Annotated in this window: 14 protein-coding genes and 2 pseudogenes; 8 read left to right on the top strand and 8 right to left on the bottom strand. The window is 70.5% G+C overall.

Annotation, left to right across the window (positions count from 1 at the left end; all coding sequences use genetic code 11):
• Positions 1-94: 94 nt before the first annotated feature.
• Entirely contained in the window at positions 95-1489 is a 1395-nt protein-coding gene (locus tag OG568_RS32895; protein WP_329534168.1) for an amino acid permease, read from the top strand.
• 110 nt (positions 1490-1599) lie between these two features.
• Here the strand turns inward: OG568_RS32895 and OG568_RS32890 are convergent, their stop codons facing one another.
• Complete coding sequence (locus OG568_RS32890) at positions 1600-2256, bottom strand: histidine phosphatase family protein (protein WP_266413922.1); 657 nt, start codon at positions 2254-2256, stop codon at positions 1600-1602.
• A gap of 157 nt (positions 2257-2413) precedes the next feature.
• Here OG568_RS32890 and OG568_RS32885 point away from each other — a divergent pair, with 157 nt between their 5' ends.
• On the top strand, positions 2414-2650 hold the full coding sequence (locus OG568_RS32885; protein ID WP_266582483.1) for a hypothetical protein: 237 nt from the start codon (positions 2414-2416) through the stop codon (positions 2648-2650).
• Between the two features lie 12 nt (positions 2651-2662).
• On the opposite strand, the gene OG568_RS32880 is transcribed toward OG568_RS32885, so the two are convergent.
• Positions 2663-3319 (bottom strand): mycothiol-dependent nitroreductase Rv2466c family protein, encoded by a 657-nt coding sequence (locus OG568_RS32880; RefSeq protein ID WP_329534167.1) that lies wholly within the window; start codon positions 3317-3319, stop codon positions 2663-2665.
• 180 nt (positions 3320-3499) lie between these two features.
• Between OG568_RS32880 and pepN the strand changes: the two genes are divergently transcribed.
• The gene (pepN, locus tag OG568_RS32875; protein ID WP_329534166.1) at positions 3500-6079 is read left to right on the top strand and encodes an aminopeptidase N; all 2580 of its coding nucleotides are present in this window, start codon (positions 3500-3502) and stop codon (positions 6077-6079) included.
• A 211-nt stretch (positions 6080-6290) separates the two neighbouring features.
• Positions 6291-7352 carry a hypothetical protein gene (locus OG568_RS32870; protein ID WP_329534165.1) on the top strand — a complete coding sequence of 354 codons (1062 nt, stop codon included), beginning with the start codon at positions 6291-6293 and terminating at the stop codon, positions 7350-7352.
• Between the two features lie 87 nt (positions 7353-7439).
• Here OG568_RS32870 and OG568_RS32865 read toward each other — a convergent pair whose 3' ends face one another.
• Entirely contained in the window at positions 7440-7964 is a 525-nt protein-coding gene (locus OG568_RS32865) for a hypothetical protein (RefSeq protein WP_329534164.1), read from the bottom strand.
• Between the two features lie 323 nt (positions 7965-8287).
• On the opposite strand from OG568_RS32865, the gene OG568_RS32860 reads away from it, so the two are divergent.
• A complete protein-coding gene (locus tag OG568_RS32860) occupies positions 8288-9046 on the top strand; it encodes an MHYT domain-containing protein (protein ID WP_329534163.1) in 759 nt (252 codons plus the stop codon).
• A gap of 72 nt (positions 9047-9118) precedes the next feature.
• Here OG568_RS32860 and OG568_RS32855 read toward each other — a convergent pair.
• A pseudogene (locus OG568_RS32855) lies at positions 9119-9391 on the bottom strand (serine hydrolase); the annotation flags it as partial.
• A 281-nt stretch (positions 9392-9672) separates the two neighbouring features.
• Here OG568_RS32855 and OG568_RS32850 point away from each other — a divergent pair.
• On the top strand, positions 9673-11430 hold the full coding sequence (locus OG568_RS32850; RefSeq protein ID WP_266413915.1) for a TIGR03767 family metallophosphoesterase: 1758 nt from the start codon (positions 9673-9675) through the stop codon (positions 11428-11430).
• Here the strand turns inward: OG568_RS32850 and OG568_RS32845 are convergent.
• A pseudogene (locus tag OG568_RS32845) lies at positions 11427-11798 on the bottom strand (zinc ribbon domain-containing protein); the annotation flags it as partial. The gene OG568_RS32850 and the pseudogene OG568_RS32845 sit on opposite strands and share 4 nt — an antisense overlap.
• An 89-nt stretch (positions 11799-11887) precedes the next feature.
• Here OG568_RS32845 and OG568_RS32840 point away from each other — a divergent pair.
• On the top strand, positions 11888-13111 hold the full coding sequence (locus tag OG568_RS32840) for an RNA-guided endonuclease InsQ/TnpB family protein (protein ID WP_329534162.1): 1224 nt from the start codon (positions 11888-11890) through the stop codon (positions 13109-13111).
• Positions 13112-13167: 56 nt separating this feature from the next.
• Here OG568_RS32840 and OG568_RS32835 read toward each other — a convergent pair whose 3' ends face one another.
• From OG568_RS32835 to OG568_RS32825, 3 genes are read right to left on the bottom strand one after another with little or no spacing between them, the layout of a single operon-like run.
• Positions 13168-13632: an NUDIX hydrolase gene (locus OG568_RS32835; protein WP_266413913.1), complete on the bottom strand. Its 465-nt coding sequence runs from the start codon at positions 13630-13632 to the stop codon at positions 13168-13170.
• Positions 13633-13668: 36 nt separating this feature from the next.
• Positions 13669-14550 (bottom strand): pyridoxamine 5'-phosphate oxidase family protein, encoded by an 882-nt coding sequence (locus OG568_RS32830; protein WP_329534161.1) that lies wholly within the window; start codon positions 14548-14550, stop codon positions 13669-13671.
• 24 nt (positions 14551-14574) lie between these two features.
• Positions 14575-15027: a VOC family protein gene (locus OG568_RS32825; protein ID WP_329534160.1), complete on the bottom strand. Its 453-nt coding sequence runs from the start codon at positions 15025-15027 to the stop codon at positions 14575-14577.
• 126 nt (positions 15028-15153) lie between these two features.
• Here OG568_RS32825 and OG568_RS32820 point away from each other — a divergent pair, with 126 nt between their 5' ends.
• Complete coding sequence (locus OG568_RS32820; protein ID WP_329534159.1) at positions 15154-15690, top strand: CGNR zinc finger domain-containing protein; 537 nt, start codon at positions 15154-15156, stop codon at positions 15688-15690.
• Positions 15691-15694 lie beyond the last annotated feature (4 nt).

The following is a 15694-nucleotide window of genomic DNA, read 5'->3' as shown; positions in this document are numbered from 1 at the left end:
GTCCGCATAGTGGGCAGCCTCTCCCTCTGAGCGGAGAGGCTGCCCAGACTGTGGGCGTTTTTGCTCACTCGCACGTAAGGGACCACCCGCTCTCATGTCCCGCACCACCCTCGACACCCCACCCACCGATCCCGGCACACACGCCCCGCTGTCCCACGGCCTCAAACAGCGCCATCTGTCGATGATCGCCCTCGGCGGCGTGATCGGCGCCGGTCTGTTCGTCGGGTCCGGCGCGGGGATCGCCGCCGCCGGACCGTCGATCGTGATCGCGTACGCGGTCTCCGGTCTGCTCGTCATGCTGGTGATGCGGATGCTCGGCGAGATGTCGGCCGCGTATCCGTCCTCGGGTTCGTTCTCGGCGCACGCCGAGCGGGCGATCGGACCGTGGGCGGGCTTCACCGCGGGGTGGTCCTTCTGGGTACTGCTCTGCACGGCCGTGGGGCTGGAAGGGATCGGGGCGGCGAAGATCGTCACCGGCTGGCTGCCGGGTACGCCCGAGTGGGCCTGGGTGGCCCTGTTCATGGCGGTCTTCTGCGTCGCGAACCTCGCCGCCGTGAAGAACTTCGGCGAGTTCGAGTTCTGGTTCGCCGCGCTGAAGGTCGGCGCGATCAGCCTGTTCCTGGTCCTTGGCGTACTGGCCGTCGCGGGCGTACTGCCCGGCACGGACTCCCCCGGCACCTCGAACCTCACCGGCCAGGGCGGCTTCCTCCCGCACGGCGGCGAGGGGCTGGTCGTCGGCCTGCTCGCGTCGGTCTTCGCGTACGGCGGTATGGAGACGGTCACCATCGCGGCGGCCGAGTCGCAGAACCCGGTCCAGGGCGTCGCACGCGCCGTCCGTACGGCGATGTGGCGCATCGCGCTCTTCTACATCGGTTCCATGGCGGTCATCGTCACGCTGGTCCCGTGGGACTCGAAGGAGGTCGTCGAGAAGGGCCCCTACGTCGCCGCCCTCGACCACCTGGGCATCCCCGGCGCCGGTCAGCTGATGAACGTGGTCGTGTTCGTCGCGCTGCTGTCGGCGATGAACGCCAACATCTACGGCTCCTCGCGCATCGCCTACTCGCTGGTGGAGCGCGGCCAGGGCCCGAAGGCCCTCGGCAGGGTCTCCGCCGGGGTCCCGCGCGTCGCGGTGCTCGCCTCCTGCGTCTTCGGCTTCGTGTGCGTGCTGCTGAGCTACTGGCGGCCGGACGACGTCTTCCCGTGGCTGCTGAACATGATCGGCGCGGTGATCCTGGTCGTGTGGATCTTCATCGCGGTCTCCCAGCTGCTGCTGCGCCGCAGGGTGGAGCGCGAGGCACCGGAGAAGCTGGTCGTGCGGATGTGGGCGTTCCCCGTGCTGACCTGGCTGGCGCTGGCCGGCATGGTCGCGATCTTCATCCTGATGGCCCGGCAGCCGGACACCCGGGTGCAGCTGTACTCGACCGGCGGCATGACGCTGTTCCTGGCGGCCGTCGGATACGTATGGCAGCGGGCCCGCGCGGCCCGCTGATCCTTCCCGCTCCCCCGAAAGGCCCTCGCGCTACCCGCACGAGGGAGAAACAAAGGGCCCCCGCGAGGACGTGACTCGCGGGGGCCCTCCTCCTGCGTACACCGCCCGCGTCAGGCGCAGGGCACGTTGAGCGACAGCAGCGCGGCGGCCCCGTCCGTCATACGGAGTTCGGTGATCGCCGCGTTGCGCAGGCGCGGGAGGACCCGGCGGTACTCGCCCAGCGGGATGGACAGCAGAGAGCAGAGCACCAGACGCAGCAGGGTGTTGTGGGCGACGACCAGGACACGTTCGCCGTGGTGCGCGGCCGCGATGCGGCGCAGGACGGCCGCCCCGCGGGCCGCCGCGGTGCGCGGGTCCTCCGCCTCCGGGAAGGGGTACGACACCGGGTCGGCCCGGTACGCCTTCGCCCTGGCCGGGTTCTCGGCCTCGAACTCGGCGAGCGTACGGCCCTCCACCACCCCGAAGTCGCATTCACGCAGTGCCGGTTCGCGGTGCGCGGTGAGACCGAGGGCACGGCAGGCGGGTTCGGCCGTGGCGGCGGCGCGCGAGAGCGTCGACGTCCAGACGGCGTCCACGGGGTGCCCGGCGGCCCAGCGGCCCAGCGCCTCGGCCTGGGCACGGCCCTCGTCGGCGAGGGGGACGTCGCTCACTCCGGCGTAGCGGTTCTCGGCATGCCAGACGGTCCGGCCGTGCCGGGCGAGCAACAGGGTCGTGCTCACCGGAGCTGCGGGACTCACGGCGCTGTGGGTCATGTTCGTCGTACTCATGACCCGCCAGTATCCCGGTCGCGGCGCACTCGCGTGCGCGCTCCGGCGCAAGCCCACCGTCCGCGCCTGTCCGGAGAGCGAGCGAAGGCCCCGTGAAGAGCGAAAAGGAGCCTCACGGGGCCTTACGGTACGAACGCTTCCGGGGCATCGTTGCGGGATGCCGAGGGAAAAGACGTATCCCTGCTACACATGCGGGTCCGACCAGCCGCACCGCCAGCCCCGGGACGACCGGGAGCGGGCGGTCATCCGGGAACTGGCGAACCTCCAGAAGCCGAACGCGTATGTGGACGACTACTGGATCTGCGGCCGCACCGACTTCGACTGCCGCAACATCCGGCACGCGTGGCGGGTCAAGCCGTTCGACCCGCCCGCGAAGATGCCCGAGCCGGAATGAACCTGGTCGCCCTTACAGGTTGCTGAAGTCCGGGCCCTGCGTGCGGGTCCGCTTGATCTCGTAGAAGCCGGGGGTCGAGGCGACCAGCAGCGTGCCGTCCCACAGCCTGGCCGCGGCCTCGCCCTTCGGGGCGGGCGTGACGACCGGGCCGAAGAAGGCGACCTGCTCGCCGTCGGCGCCGGGGACCGCGATCACCGGGGTGCCGACCTCCTGGCCGACCTTCTCGATGCCCTCCTTGTGGGAGGCGCGCAGCTCGGCGTCGAACTCGAAGTCCTCCTGCTCGGCGTAGTCGAGCAGGGAGGCCGGGAGGCCGACCTCCTCGAGGGCGCCCGCGATCGCCTCGAGGGTCGGGCCCTCGCCCTGGTTGTGGATACGGGTGCCGAGCGCGGTGTAGAGCGGGCCGAGGACGTCCTCGCCGTGCTTCTGCCAGGCGGCCGTGACCACGCGGATGGGCTTCCAGGCCTGGGTGGCGAGCATGTCCCGGTACTCCTCGGGCAGCTGGTCCAGCCGGTCCTCGTTGAGGACCGCGAGGCTCATGATGTGCCAGTGGACTTCGATGTCCCGGACCTTCTCCACTTCCAGCACCCAGCGCGAGGTCATCCAGGCCCAGGGGCACAGCGGGTCGAACCAGAAGTCGACGGGGGTCTTGGGAGCAGCGGTCTCGGGCATGGTTCTCCTCGGAAAACGGTGTTTCCCCGAGCAACACCGGAGGTCACTCGCCTCATTCCCGGGTGTCCAGCGTCAGGGGCACATGGCAGGATCGCTCCTGTCCAGCCGTATCCGACACCGGATGCCGGACATCCGTTCCGCAGTATCCGTCCGTGACGCCGCCCCGAGGGAGTGCCGCCCGTGCCCGGTGAGAATCTGACCCGCGACGAGGCCCAGGAGCGGGCAGCCCTGCTGTCCGTGGACGGGTACGAGGTCTCCCTCGATCTGTGCTCCGCCCTGGGCGACACCGCGACCGAACCGCGTACGTTCCGCTCGATGACCACGATCCGCTTCCGCTGCGCGGAGCCCGGCGCCGCGAGCTTCGCCGACCTGGTCGCACCGAGCGTCACCGCGGTCTCGCTCAACGGCAAGGCTCTGGACCCCGGCGAGGTCTTCGACGGCTCCCGCATCCGGCTGGAGAACCTCCAGGCCCACAACGAGCTGATCGTCGACGCGCTGTGCGCCTACTCCCGCACCGGCGAGGGCATGCACCGCTTCGTCGACCCCGAGGACGGCGAGGTCTACCTCTACACCCAGTACGAGCCCGCCGACTCCCGGCGCGTCTTCGCGAACTTCGAGCAGCCGGACCTCAAGGCCCCCTTCCGCTTCGAGGTGCGGGCCCCCGAGGGGTGGACGGTCTGGAGCAACGGCGTCGGTGAACTCGTCCACGGCGTGTGGAAGTTCGCCGAGACCAAGCCGATCTCGACGTACATCACCGCGTTCGTGGCGGGCCCGTACCACTACGTCACGGACAGCTACACGCGCACGCTCGACGACGGTACGACGCTGGAGATCCCGCTCGGCGCGATGTGCCGCAAGGGCCTGGCCCCCTACTTCGACTCCGACGACGTCTTCCTCGTCACCAAGCAGGGCCTGGACTTCTTCCACGATCACTTCGACTTCCCCTACCCCTTCGGGAAGTACGACCAGGCGTTCGTGCCCGAGTACAACCTCGGCGCGATGGAGAACCCGGGGCTCGTCACGTTCCGCGAGGAGTACATCTTCCGCGGGAAGGTGACCGAGGCGTCGTACGAGGGCCGGGCGAACGTCATCCTGCACGAGATGGCGCACATGTGGTTCGGCGACCTCGTCACCATGGAGTGGTGGGACGACCTGTGGCTCAAGGAGTCCTTCGCCGACTTCATGGGCGCGTTCGCGCTGGTCGGGGCGACCCGATTCGAGAACGGCTGGATCACCTTCGCCAACCGCCGCAAGTCCTGGGCGTACCGCGCCGACCAACTGCCCTCCACCCACCCCGTCACCGCCGACATCCGCGACCTGCAGGACGCCAAGCTCAACTTCGACGGGATCACGTACGCGAAGGGGGCGAGCGTGCTCAAGCAGCTCGTCGCGTACGCCGGGCAGGACGCGTTCCTGGAGGGCGCGCGCCGCTACTTCAAGCGCAACGCGTACGGCAACACGCGCCTCGGCGATCTGCTGTCGGCCCTGGAGGAGACCAGCGGACGTGATCTGGCGACCTGGTCGCGCGCGTGGCTCCAGACGGCCGGGGTGAACTCCCTCACCCCGCAGGTGATCCTGAGCGCCGAGGGCCGCGTCACCGAGCTGGCCGTGCTCCAGGAGGCCCCCGAGTCGCACCCCGAACTGCGCCCGCACCGTGTCGCGGTGGGCCTGTACCGGCGTGAGGGCGCCGACGGCTCCCTGGTGCGGTACGCCCGCGCCGAGGTGGACGTCGACGGCCCCCGCACGGTGGTCGGGGAGCTGGTCGGCGTGGACGCCCCCGAACTGGTCCTCGTCAACGACGACGACCTCACGTACTGCAAGATCCGCTTCGACGAGAACTCGCTGGACACGCTGCGCGAAAGGCTCGGCGACATCACCGACCCCCTCGCCCGCGCGCTGTGCTGGTCGGCGCTGTGGAACCTCACCCGGGACGCGCTGATGCCGGCGCGGGACTTCGTGAGCCTGGTGCTGCGCTTCGCGGGCCGCGAGTCCGACATCGGCGTCCTGCAGATGCTGCACGCCTGGGCGGACTCGGCGCTCGTCCACTACGCGACCCCCGAGTGGCGGGCCGAGGGCGGCCGGCTGCTCGCCCAGGGCGCCCTGAAGGAACTGCGGCTCGCCGAGCCCGGCAGCCAGCACCAGCTGACCTGGGCCCGTTTCTTCGCGACGGTCGCCTCCGAGAAGACCGATCTGCACCTGCTGCTGCATCTGCTGGAGGGCACCGCCGAGGTCGACGGCCTGGACGTCGACCAGGAGCTGCGCTGGGCGTTCCTGGAACCGCTGGCCGCGCACGGCGTCGCCGACGAGGCCCTCCTCGCGGCCGAACTGGCCCGCGACGACACGGCCTCCGGCAAGCGCCACCAGGTCCGCTGCCTCGCCGCCCGCCCCTCGGCGGCGGTCAAGGCCCAGGCGTGGGCCCAGGTCGTCGAGTCGGACGCGCTGTCGAACGCGCTGGTCGAGGCGACCATCGCCGGCTTCTCGCAGCCCTCCCATCGGGAACTGCTGGTTCCGTACGCCGCGAAGTACTTCGCGGCCATCGAGCGCGTCTGGGCCGAGCGGTCCATCCAGATCGGCATGGACGTGGTCAAGGGACTGTTCCCGTCCCTCCAGGACTCCCAGGAGACCCTGGACGCGACGGACGCCTGGCTCACCGCCCACGAGGACGCGCCCCCCGCCCTGCGCCGTCTGGTCCTGGAGGCGCGGGACGACCTGGCGCGCGCCCTGCGGGGGCAGGCGTGCGACGCGGCGGCGGGCGCGTAGGGACGACGGGCCCCGGAATGACGGGGCCCGGGTCGCCGACGCGGCGTCCCGGGCCCCGTTACCGAACCCGCGCACAGGGCCCCGTAACCCCGATCGGGACCAGCGCCTTTCGGCAGTCGAACGCCCGTACTTTAGGACGAGCTTGTCCGGATTTGTCGACGGGCGTGTAACAGCGGTTAGGGGACGGACCGGACGCGGGAAACCCCCGTTCATGAACCACAACACCCCGCTCTCCCCCCTCCCCCTGCGCCACCTGTCCCGCACACAGCGGCGGGTCCTGACCACCGCTCAGCTGCGCGCCCACGGCGTCACGGCCGCCGACACGAACGAGCGGTGCCGGCCGGGCGGCCCCTGGCAGCAGATCCTCCCCGGCGTCTTCCTCCTCCACCCGGGGCCGCCCACCTCCGAGGAACGCCTGCACGCGGTCCTGCTGTTCGCGGGCCGCACCCCCGCGCCATCGCCGGCGCCGGGCATCCCCGTCCAGCCCGGCGCCGAGGAACCGCACGCCCCACGGCCGTACACGGACGCGCTGATCACGGGCCTGGCCGCGCTCACCCTGCACGGCTTCACCTCGGCGCCCCCGCTGACCTCCCTCGACAGGATCGACGTCCTGGTCCCCCGGCTGCGCCGGCTGCGCTCGCACGGCTGCGCCCACATCGTCCGTACGCCCTCGCTTCCCACCCCGGCGTACCTCACGGGTCTCCCGGTCGCCCCGGTGCCGCGCGCCCTGGCCGACGCGGTGGCGGAGTTGTCGGACGCGGGCGCGGTACGGCGGCTGCTGACGGAGGCGGTGCGCGCCGGGCACTGTGAACCGCCGGCGGTGGTGCGGGAGTTGACGCAGGCGCGGCTGCTGAGCCGCCCGCACGTGGTGGACGCGGTGGACTCGCTGCTGGCGGAGGGCCGGGCGATCGCGGAGGACCGCCTCTACCGGATGGTGCGGGAGTACGGCCTGCCCGACCCGGTCTGGAACGTCGACCTGCGCCTGCCGGGCGGCCCGCACCTGGGCGGCCTCGACGCGTACTGGCCCGAGCAGGCGGTGGCCGTCGAGCTGGACACCCGGGCGCCCCGGCCGGGCGATCGACAGGACGACGCCCTCTGGTCCGAGTACGCCCGTAAGCGCGAGCACCTGGAGCGGCTGGGCATCACGGTCGTCCACATCACTCCGAGGAAGCTGCGGGACGCGAGGGAGCAGCAGGCGACGGTGGTCCGTACCGCGCTGATGGCGGCGAACGACCGGGATCCGGCGGCGTATGTCGTGGTCCTGCCCCGGTAGTGACGGACCGGAGCGGTATCAGGAGGGGAGAGGAGGGGCCGCCGGTGCCTCGGCGGCCCCTCCTCCTGGGTTCTCGGTGACCGAGGGTCAGCGGGCGACCCTGAAGTCGACGGACCGGAAGTCGCTCCAGCCCTCGCCCCGCGCCCCCGCCTGGGCCTGCACGCTGGAGACGCTCTTGTCCCAGTGCCGGGGCAGGGACACCCGCACCGTGTAGGTGACCGTGGCGCCGCGCTTCAGTGTCCGGCCCGAGGCGAACGCCGCGAACGAGGGGGCGCCGGCGTTGCGCTGGTGCTTGCACCCCCACCGCACGGTCTTCCACATGCCGTGGGTGTACTCCTTGAGGACCGGTCGTTCGGCGGCGTACGTGCTGTAGCCGATGTCGACGCCCTTGAGGGTGTGGTCGGTCCGGTTGCGCACGGTGATCGTGAACGTCCTGGACACGCCACCCGGCTTCAGTTCGACGTGCTTGGACCAGCCGCCGATCTTCGCCGTCGGGCCGGTCGGGGCGGCGGCGTACGCGGCTCCCGCGCCGAGGACAGAGCCGGCGAGCAGCGCCGAACCCAGTACGAGCGTGCCGGTGCGGCGGACCGCGCCGCTATGGAGAAGTGCCACTTTGAATCTCTTTCTGATTGTTCGAGTCCTTCGAGTCTTTCATTTGCTTCGAAGATGACTTCATCTGATTGTTCGGCGCGTTCACTTCACCCCTTCCGGGGCTTTTCTGATCATTGAGGAGCACTTTGCATCTTTATGTAGAACTCCTCTTCGACAAGGAGAGGATGTGGTCAAAGTGTGTTTGAATTGCGAACAAGTCAGCCAGGTGGCTTGATCCGACCCCTGACGGTTCTTCAGAGGCCTCCCGACCGGAGGGCTGTTCATCGACTCCGCGCCACGGCGCGGTACCGCCCCCCGTCACGCAGGAAAAGGGACGCCCCGTCATGACCGCCGATGTTTCCGATTTCTACTACGGGGCCGCGACCCCGATCGCGGCCTATCTGATGGCCTGCCTGGGAGCGGCCCTGGGACTGCGCTGCACGACACGGTCGCTGCAGCGCAGACGTCAGGACCGCAAGGCCGGCTGGCTGACGCTGGGCGCGGTGTCCATCGGCTGCGGCATATGGACCATGCACTTCATCGCCATGATCGGCTTCAGCGTCGGGGGCGCGCTGGTGAGCTACGACTCGGCGATGACCGTGCTCAGCCTGGTTGTCGCGATCGCCGTGGTCGCCGTCGGGGTCTTCCTCGTCGGCTATCGGGGCGCCGCGCCGCTGAATCTCGGCGTGGCGGGTGTCATCACCGGCCTGGGCGTGGCCGCCATGCACTACATCGGCATGGCCGCCATCCGTATGCCCGGGACCTTGCGGTACGACGTGCCGACCGTGGCGCTGTCCGTGCTGATCGCGGTGGCCGCCGCCACCGCGGCCCTGTGGGCGGCGGTATCCATCCACACCCTGTGGTCGAGCCTGGGGGCGAGCCTCGTCATGGGCGTGGCCGTGACCGGGATGCACTACACCGGTATGGCCGCCGTCTCGGTGCACGTCACCCAGCAGGTCACGGCCTCCCAGTCGCCCGCCGGTCTGCTGTCGTTCCTGCTCTTCATGCTCGCCGGGCCCCTCGCCGTCCTCCTGATCGCCGCCGTGATCGTCATGTTCGATCCCGACATGGTGCTGGGGGACGGCGAGTGGAGCCCGCGCTGACCTCCACCGAGGAGGCCGTTCAGAGGCCTACTCGGCGCAGAACTCCCCCTCGATCACCGCATCGCTGTCCCGCGTGACGTCGTACGTCGGGCCCGTCGTCGTCCGGACCAGTTTCGAGTACGCGCGGCCGCTGGGCCGCGGGAGCGTCGTCCGCGTGCCGGGGACGGACGTGGCGCGCAGGCCGAGCGGTTCGATGACGCGGCGGCGGATCTCCGAGGCGTACGAGTGGCCGGTGACCTTCTCGATCACCACGCCGGCCAGCACATAGTTCGTGTTGGAGTAACTCCAGGACGCGCCCGGCGTAAAGAGCGGCTTGTGGGTCATCGCGATCGCCACGAGCTGCTCGAGTGGGTGTCTTCGTGTCGTAGCGGCGGGGGTCCGGCGGCCGGGAACTGGTCCAGTACCCCGGAAAATGAACACGGAGTGACCGCCTCCCGGCCGTTCGGAGAGGGGCCGTGGACGCGCAGGGTGGTCCAAGATCCACGTACGGTGATCGGCGTCGGCCGTTGCCGCCTCGTTAACGTCCAGGTCACCCCCGGTGCCAACGATCCAGAGTGAGCGGGGAGTTACCGCAACGAACCCCCCGCGACCACTGCCGACGCGTTCGCACTCGGGGAGATCGCGCCATGTCGCGCATACGCTCTGTCGCCACTTCCGCCGCCATGAACCGCCGTACCCTGCTCGCCGCCACCGGGGCGGTGACCCTCTCCGCGGGCATCGGCTACGCCCTGCGGCCCGACTCCGAGGCGCACGCCGCCACCACGGACGCGGGTGAGGCGCCCCTCGCCGTGTCCCGGCAGGCACCCGCCGCACCCCTCGCCCCCTACGTGCGCGGTACCACCCTGGAGAGCGTGGCCGCGGCGCGCTCCGGCACGGACGGCTACCGGCGGCTCGGCGACGGCCCCGCCTGGAAGCGGGTCGTACGAAGCGACCTGGCCGCGGCCAAGTCCGGGCGGGCCGACCGGCGTACCGCGCTCGCCGCGTTCGTGCAGTTCACCGACCTGCACCTGATCGACGTCCAGCACCCGCTGCGGCTCGAGTACCTGCGCTCCGGCGCCGCGAACGCCTGGCGTCCGCACGAGTCGCTGACCGTGGCGGGCGCCGTCTCGCTCGTCGAGCGGGTCAACGCGCTGCGCGGAGCCCCCGTCACCGGCTCCCCGCTGCACTTCGTCATGACCACCGGGGACAACACGGACAACAACTCCAAGACGGAGCTGGACTGGTTCCTGAAGGTCATGAGCGGCGGCCGGATCAGCCCCAACAGCGGCGACCCGCGCCACTACGAGGGTGTCCAGAACAGCGGCCTCAAGCTGTACTGGCAGCCGGACGCGGCCCTGCGCGACGCCGACAAGCAGCGTGGCTTCCCGCATCTGCACGGCTTCCTCGCGGCCGCCATCCGTGAGCTGCGCAGCCCCGGCCTCGGCCTGCCGTGGTACTCCACGGTCGGCAACCACGACGCGCTGCCGCTGGGCTGCTACCGGCACGGCGACTCCTTCCTCGCCGAGTTCGCCGTCGGCGGCAAGAAGCTGATGACGCTGCCCGCCTCGGCGAGCGTCGCCCTGCGCGCCGCCATCAAGAACGACAAGGACCCCAAGGGCACCCAGCTCAGGGACCTCCTCAAGACGCATGCGCGGCAGCTGCGCGCGGTCACCCCGGACGAGTCGCGCGCCCCCTTCACGCCCGCCGAGTACCTCAAGGCGCACCTCGACCCCGCGCACACCGGCCCCGGCCCGGTCGGCCACGGCTACTCGGCGGCCAACCTCGCCGCGGGCACCCAGTACTACGCCTTCCGCATCTCCGACGACATCATCGGCATCAGCATCGACACCACCGACCCGGGCGGCCACTACATGGGCTCCATCGGGACGACCCAGCTGCGCTGGCTGGACAAGACGCTGAGCGACAACAAGGACTCGTACGCCATCGTCTTCAGCCACCACACCAGCAAGTCGATGACCAACCGCCGCACCGACCCCGCGCACCCGAGCGACAAGCGCCACGGCGGTGAGGACGTGGTCGCCACGCTCGCCAAGCACCGCAACGTGCTGGCCTGGGTGAACGGCCACACCCACAAGAACGAGATCATCGCGCACTCCGCGCCGAACCACGGCTCCTTCTGGGAGATCAACACCGCCTCCCACGTCGACTTCCCGCACCTCGCGCGCATCATCGAGGTCGTCGACAACAAGGACGGCACGCTCTCCCTGTTCACCACCCTCATCGAGTCGGCGGCCCCGCACCGCACGGACTTCTCCGACCTCAGCCAGACCGGACTCGCGGCCCTCTACCGCGAGCTCGCCTTCAACTCCCCGGGCCGCAGCACCGAGCTGGCCGGCGCCTCGCGGGACCGCAACACGGAGCTCGTGGTCAACTACCCGCGCTAAAGCGCCGGGTTTGCACAACGAGCATCACTGGCAGTGATGCCGCGTTTGCGTCCAGTCCCACTCCGCTGGTGCGGTGGTGGGACGGGGGCCGTTGACTGGGCCCCGCGTCGCCACAACTCCCACGCTCTGGCGCGGATGTTGCGGGAGCCGTTCCGGTCCGCGTGATCAGCGAATCCGCAGTTCCGGCACGCGAACCAGGCCTGACTCACCCGGTTCGCCCTGTCGACGTGCCCGCATTCGGCGCAGGTGCGAGAGGTGTACGCCGGATCGACGTGCACCACCAGCACCCCGGCCTTGCGTGCCTTGTACGCGATGAACTGCCCCAGCTGGGCAAAGGACCAGCTGGAGTGGGTGGCCCGTTGGGCCCGGCCGCCCCGCGACCCCCCGGTTCGAGGGAGTATCGACCGTACACACGTTCTCTCTGGTAGTGGGTGGCGCTCGTTCGTACGATCACCGCATGCAGCTTCGGTACGCCTTCAGGCTGTACCCGGAACCGGGCCAACGCCTCGCGCTGGCAAGGGCGTTCGGGTGTGCCCGCGTCGTGTACAACGATGCCGTGCGCGTGCGCGAGGACGCCCGCAGGGCGGGCGAACCCTTCCCTACGGCAAGTGTGCTGTCCCGGAAGCTGATCACCCAGGCCAAGCGGACACCCGAGCGGTCCTGGCTGGGCGAGGTCTCCGCGGTCGTCCTCCAGCAGTCCCTGCGCGACGCGGAATCCGCGTACCGGAACTTCTTCGCCTCCCTCAAGGGCGAGCGTAAGGGCGCGAAGAGCGGTGCGCCCCGGTTCAAGTCCCGCAAGGACAGCCGCCAGTCGATCCGCTTCACGGCCAATGCCCGCTGGTCGGTCACCGGTTCCGGGCGGCTGAACCTTCCCAAGGTCGGCGCGGTGAAGGTGAAGTGGTCACGCACCCTGCCCGCACAGCCCTCCTCGGTCACCGTGATCAAGGACGCGGCCGGACGGTACTTCGCCTCGTTCGTCATCGACACCGACCCGGCCGCGGACGCCGCCCGGATGCCCGACACCGACCAGAGCGTCGGCATCGACCTGGGACTCACCCACTTCGCCGTCCTCTCGGACGGGACGAAGATCGACTCCCCGCGGTTCCTGCGCCGCGCGGAGAAGAAACTCAAACGCGCCCAGCGGGAGCTGTCCCGCAAGCAGAAGGGATCCAAGAACCGGGAGAAGGCCCGCCTGAAGGTCGCCCGTGCCCACGCGAAGGTGGCCGATGCGCGCCGCGAGTTCCATCACCAGCTCTCCACGAAGCTGATCCGCGACAACCAAGCGGTCGGCGTGGAGGACCTGGCGGTCAATGGACTCGCGCGCACCAGGCTGGCCAGGAGTGTCCATGACGCCGGATGGTCGGCGTTCGTGCACATGCTGGAGTACAAGGCCGCCCGGTACGGGCGGACCCTGGTCAGGATCGGCCGGTTCGAGCCGACCTCCCAGACGTGCTCGGCCTGCGGTGTCAAAGACGGTCCCAAGCCCCTGAGCGTCCGGGAATGGACCTGTAGCGCCTGCGGCGCCGTCCATGACCGGGACCACAATGCCGCGAAGAACGTCAAAACGGCCGCCGGACTGGCGGTGACAGCCTGCGGAGCGCCGGTAGGACCAGGACTCGTCCCGGCACAGCGCGAAGAAACAGGAAGCCACGGATTCCCGCCCCAACCCTGTGCCGCGTAGCGGCACAGCAACGGACGAGAAGGCCAGAATCCTCGGGCTCCAGCCCGAGGAGCAAGTCAATCCCCCGCCGTTTCGGAGCCGACGCGCCCGACGGGCGGCCGCTCGCGCCACAGCCGCAGTCCCACGTCGACCAGTGCGACCCGGTCGAGGGCGGGTACCTCGTCGAGGGGGTGCCAGGCCGCCATGTCGGTGGAGCCGTTCGTCTCGTGGCGGAGTTCGCCGCCGGTGACACGGGCCTCGTAGACGATCCGCAGGGCGTGGAAGTCGCCGGGCGGGCCGAGTCGGCGCGGGTGGGAGCGCAGCATGGAGTCGACACCGAGCAGCGCGACGGGCTCGACGGCGTAACCCGTCTCCTCCTCGGCCTCGCGGATGACGGTGTCGTAGGGATCCTCGCCGTGGTCCATGCCGCCGCCGGGCAGGGTCCACCGCCTGCTTCCGTCACCCGCGACCCAGCGGGCCAGCAGCATCCGCCCGTCCCGCACGCATACGGCGTAGGCCGCCACCCTCAACTGCTTCGGCATGCCCAGACGTTACGGTACGGCGGCCCGGCAAGTCGCCTACGGCAGCGCCGGATTGGCCGGTGAGTACTCCGGCGGCGACCAGCGCAGCGGGCTGGCGGCGGGCGTCTGAACGGCCCCGGTGACGGTGAAGCGGACCGTGCGCCGCCCGTCGGCCGCGTACCGCGTGCGGGCCCTGCCCGTCAGCTGCAGCACCGACCCCGACACCCAGTCCAGGAAGAGCAGCCCCGCCCGCGGGTCGGCCTCCAGGTTGCCGAGGGTCAGGAACATGGAGTTGCCCGGGTAGTCGCGCCAGTGCAGCTCGTGCGGTGAGGGGGCGTGGACGAAGCCGGGGTTGCCGCCCCGGTGGCTGGCGTCGGCGCCGTGCGCGTGGACGGTGGCCAGGAAGAAGGTGTCGGCGGACTCGACGAACCGCCGCTGCTCCAAGGAGAGCTCGGCGGACCGACGGGGCGTGGCCGGCGAACGCTCGGCCTTCTCGTACGACTCCCTCTTCTGGAGGTACTTCGGGCAGTTGGAGAAGACCTGGTCGGCCTCGATCGCGAAGCCGCGGGGGGTCGGGCGGACCCGGCCGTTGACGCGCATACGCCGGCGGGTGCGCGGGTCGAGCGCGATCGTGCCGACGGAGGTGCCCAGGGTGGCGAGCGCGGGCGCCAGTGGGTCGCCCTCGCGCGGGCCGCCGCCCGTGACCGAGATCTGCCGGACGCCCGTCGCCCGTACGAACCCGGGCTCGCCGGTGAGCAGCGAGGCCCACACCGCTCCGCTCGCCGGGTCGGCCGCGCCCACCACCAGCATCGGCTGGAGTTCGAGGAACGCGGCGGCCACGGGGCGGATGCCCTGTCCGACGGACCGCCCCACGTGATCGGCGAGCTCGCGCACACCCACCCGGTCCTGCACGGCCCGTGAACCGGAGTGGTACGTCATGGCGCGCCCCTCTCTCACGAGATCCTAGAAGAAACCGCAGGTGGGAGCGGTGGCGGACGGCACCGGGGCGTTTTCCGCCCCGCTCGGCGCGTAGATCTCCAGCCGGGTGCCGTCGGGGTCGTGGAAGAAGATGCCGCCGGACGCCGAGCCCTCGCGGTGGGCGACCACGCCCTCGTGCGCGAAGTCGACGCCGTAGTCGCGCAGGGCCGTCTCGTACTCCCTGACCCGGTCGACCGAGTCCACCTCGAAGGAGAGGTGGTGCAGACCGGCGCGGGCCTTGTCGTACGGCTCCCGCGCCTGCTGCCAGAGGGTGAGCACCGGGCGGCCGTCACCGGCGAGGGATCCGAGGAACGCGTACCGCCGCTCCTCCTCCTTGCCCTCGGAGAGCACGCCGAAGCCCAGGACGTCGCGGTAGAAGGCGAGCGAGCGGTCGAGGTCGGTGACGTTCAGGCCGATGTGGCCGGTGCGCAAGGTCATGACGGTCCCGTCTGTCGTCGGCCGCCCCACGGAAGAGCTAACCCTTGTCATCGAGATTAGAGGTTAGAGTGGAAGGCGTCAACCAGTGACCTACTCTTGAGTGGTTAGCGCCGAAGGGAGCTCCTCATGTCCACCACCGCCGATCCCCGTCCACTCACCGGGGAGCCGGTCTCGCTCGACCTGCTCAACACCCGCTGGAACCGCGAGGGAGTGACGCAGGACCTGCTGACGGACACCGAGGGCCTGGCGGTGTGGCTGGCGGCGAACGGGCTGGACTTCCCGGCCGACGACACCGTGCTGCTGCATGTGCGGGAAGCCCGCGACGCCCTGCGTTCGGCCGTCGACGGGACCCTGGAGGAAACCGCCGCCCGGATCGACTCCGTCCTCGCGCACGGCCGCGTCCGCGTGACACTCACCGCCCAAGGACCCGGTGAGGAAGCGGAGTTCGGCGACCCGTCCTGGGGGCCCGCCTGGCTCGCCGCCCGCGACTACCTCGAACTGCTCGCCACCGCCCCCGACCGCATCCGCCACTGCGCCCACGACGCCTGCATCCTGCATTTCTTCGACACCTCGCGGAACGGCACCCGCCGCTGGTGCTCGATGGCGTCCTGCGGTAACCGCGCGAAGGCGTCCCGCCACTACGCGCGCACACGGGAGGCCTGAGCGG

The sequence above is a fragment of the Streptomyces sp. NBC_01450 genome, from assembly GCF_036227505.1.
Lineage (GTDB): Bacteria > Actinomycetota > Actinomycetes > Streptomycetales > Streptomycetaceae > Streptomyces.
The sequence above is the reverse complement of the archived record's forward strand: the minus strand, read 5'-3'. Positions and strand labels throughout refer to the sequence as shown.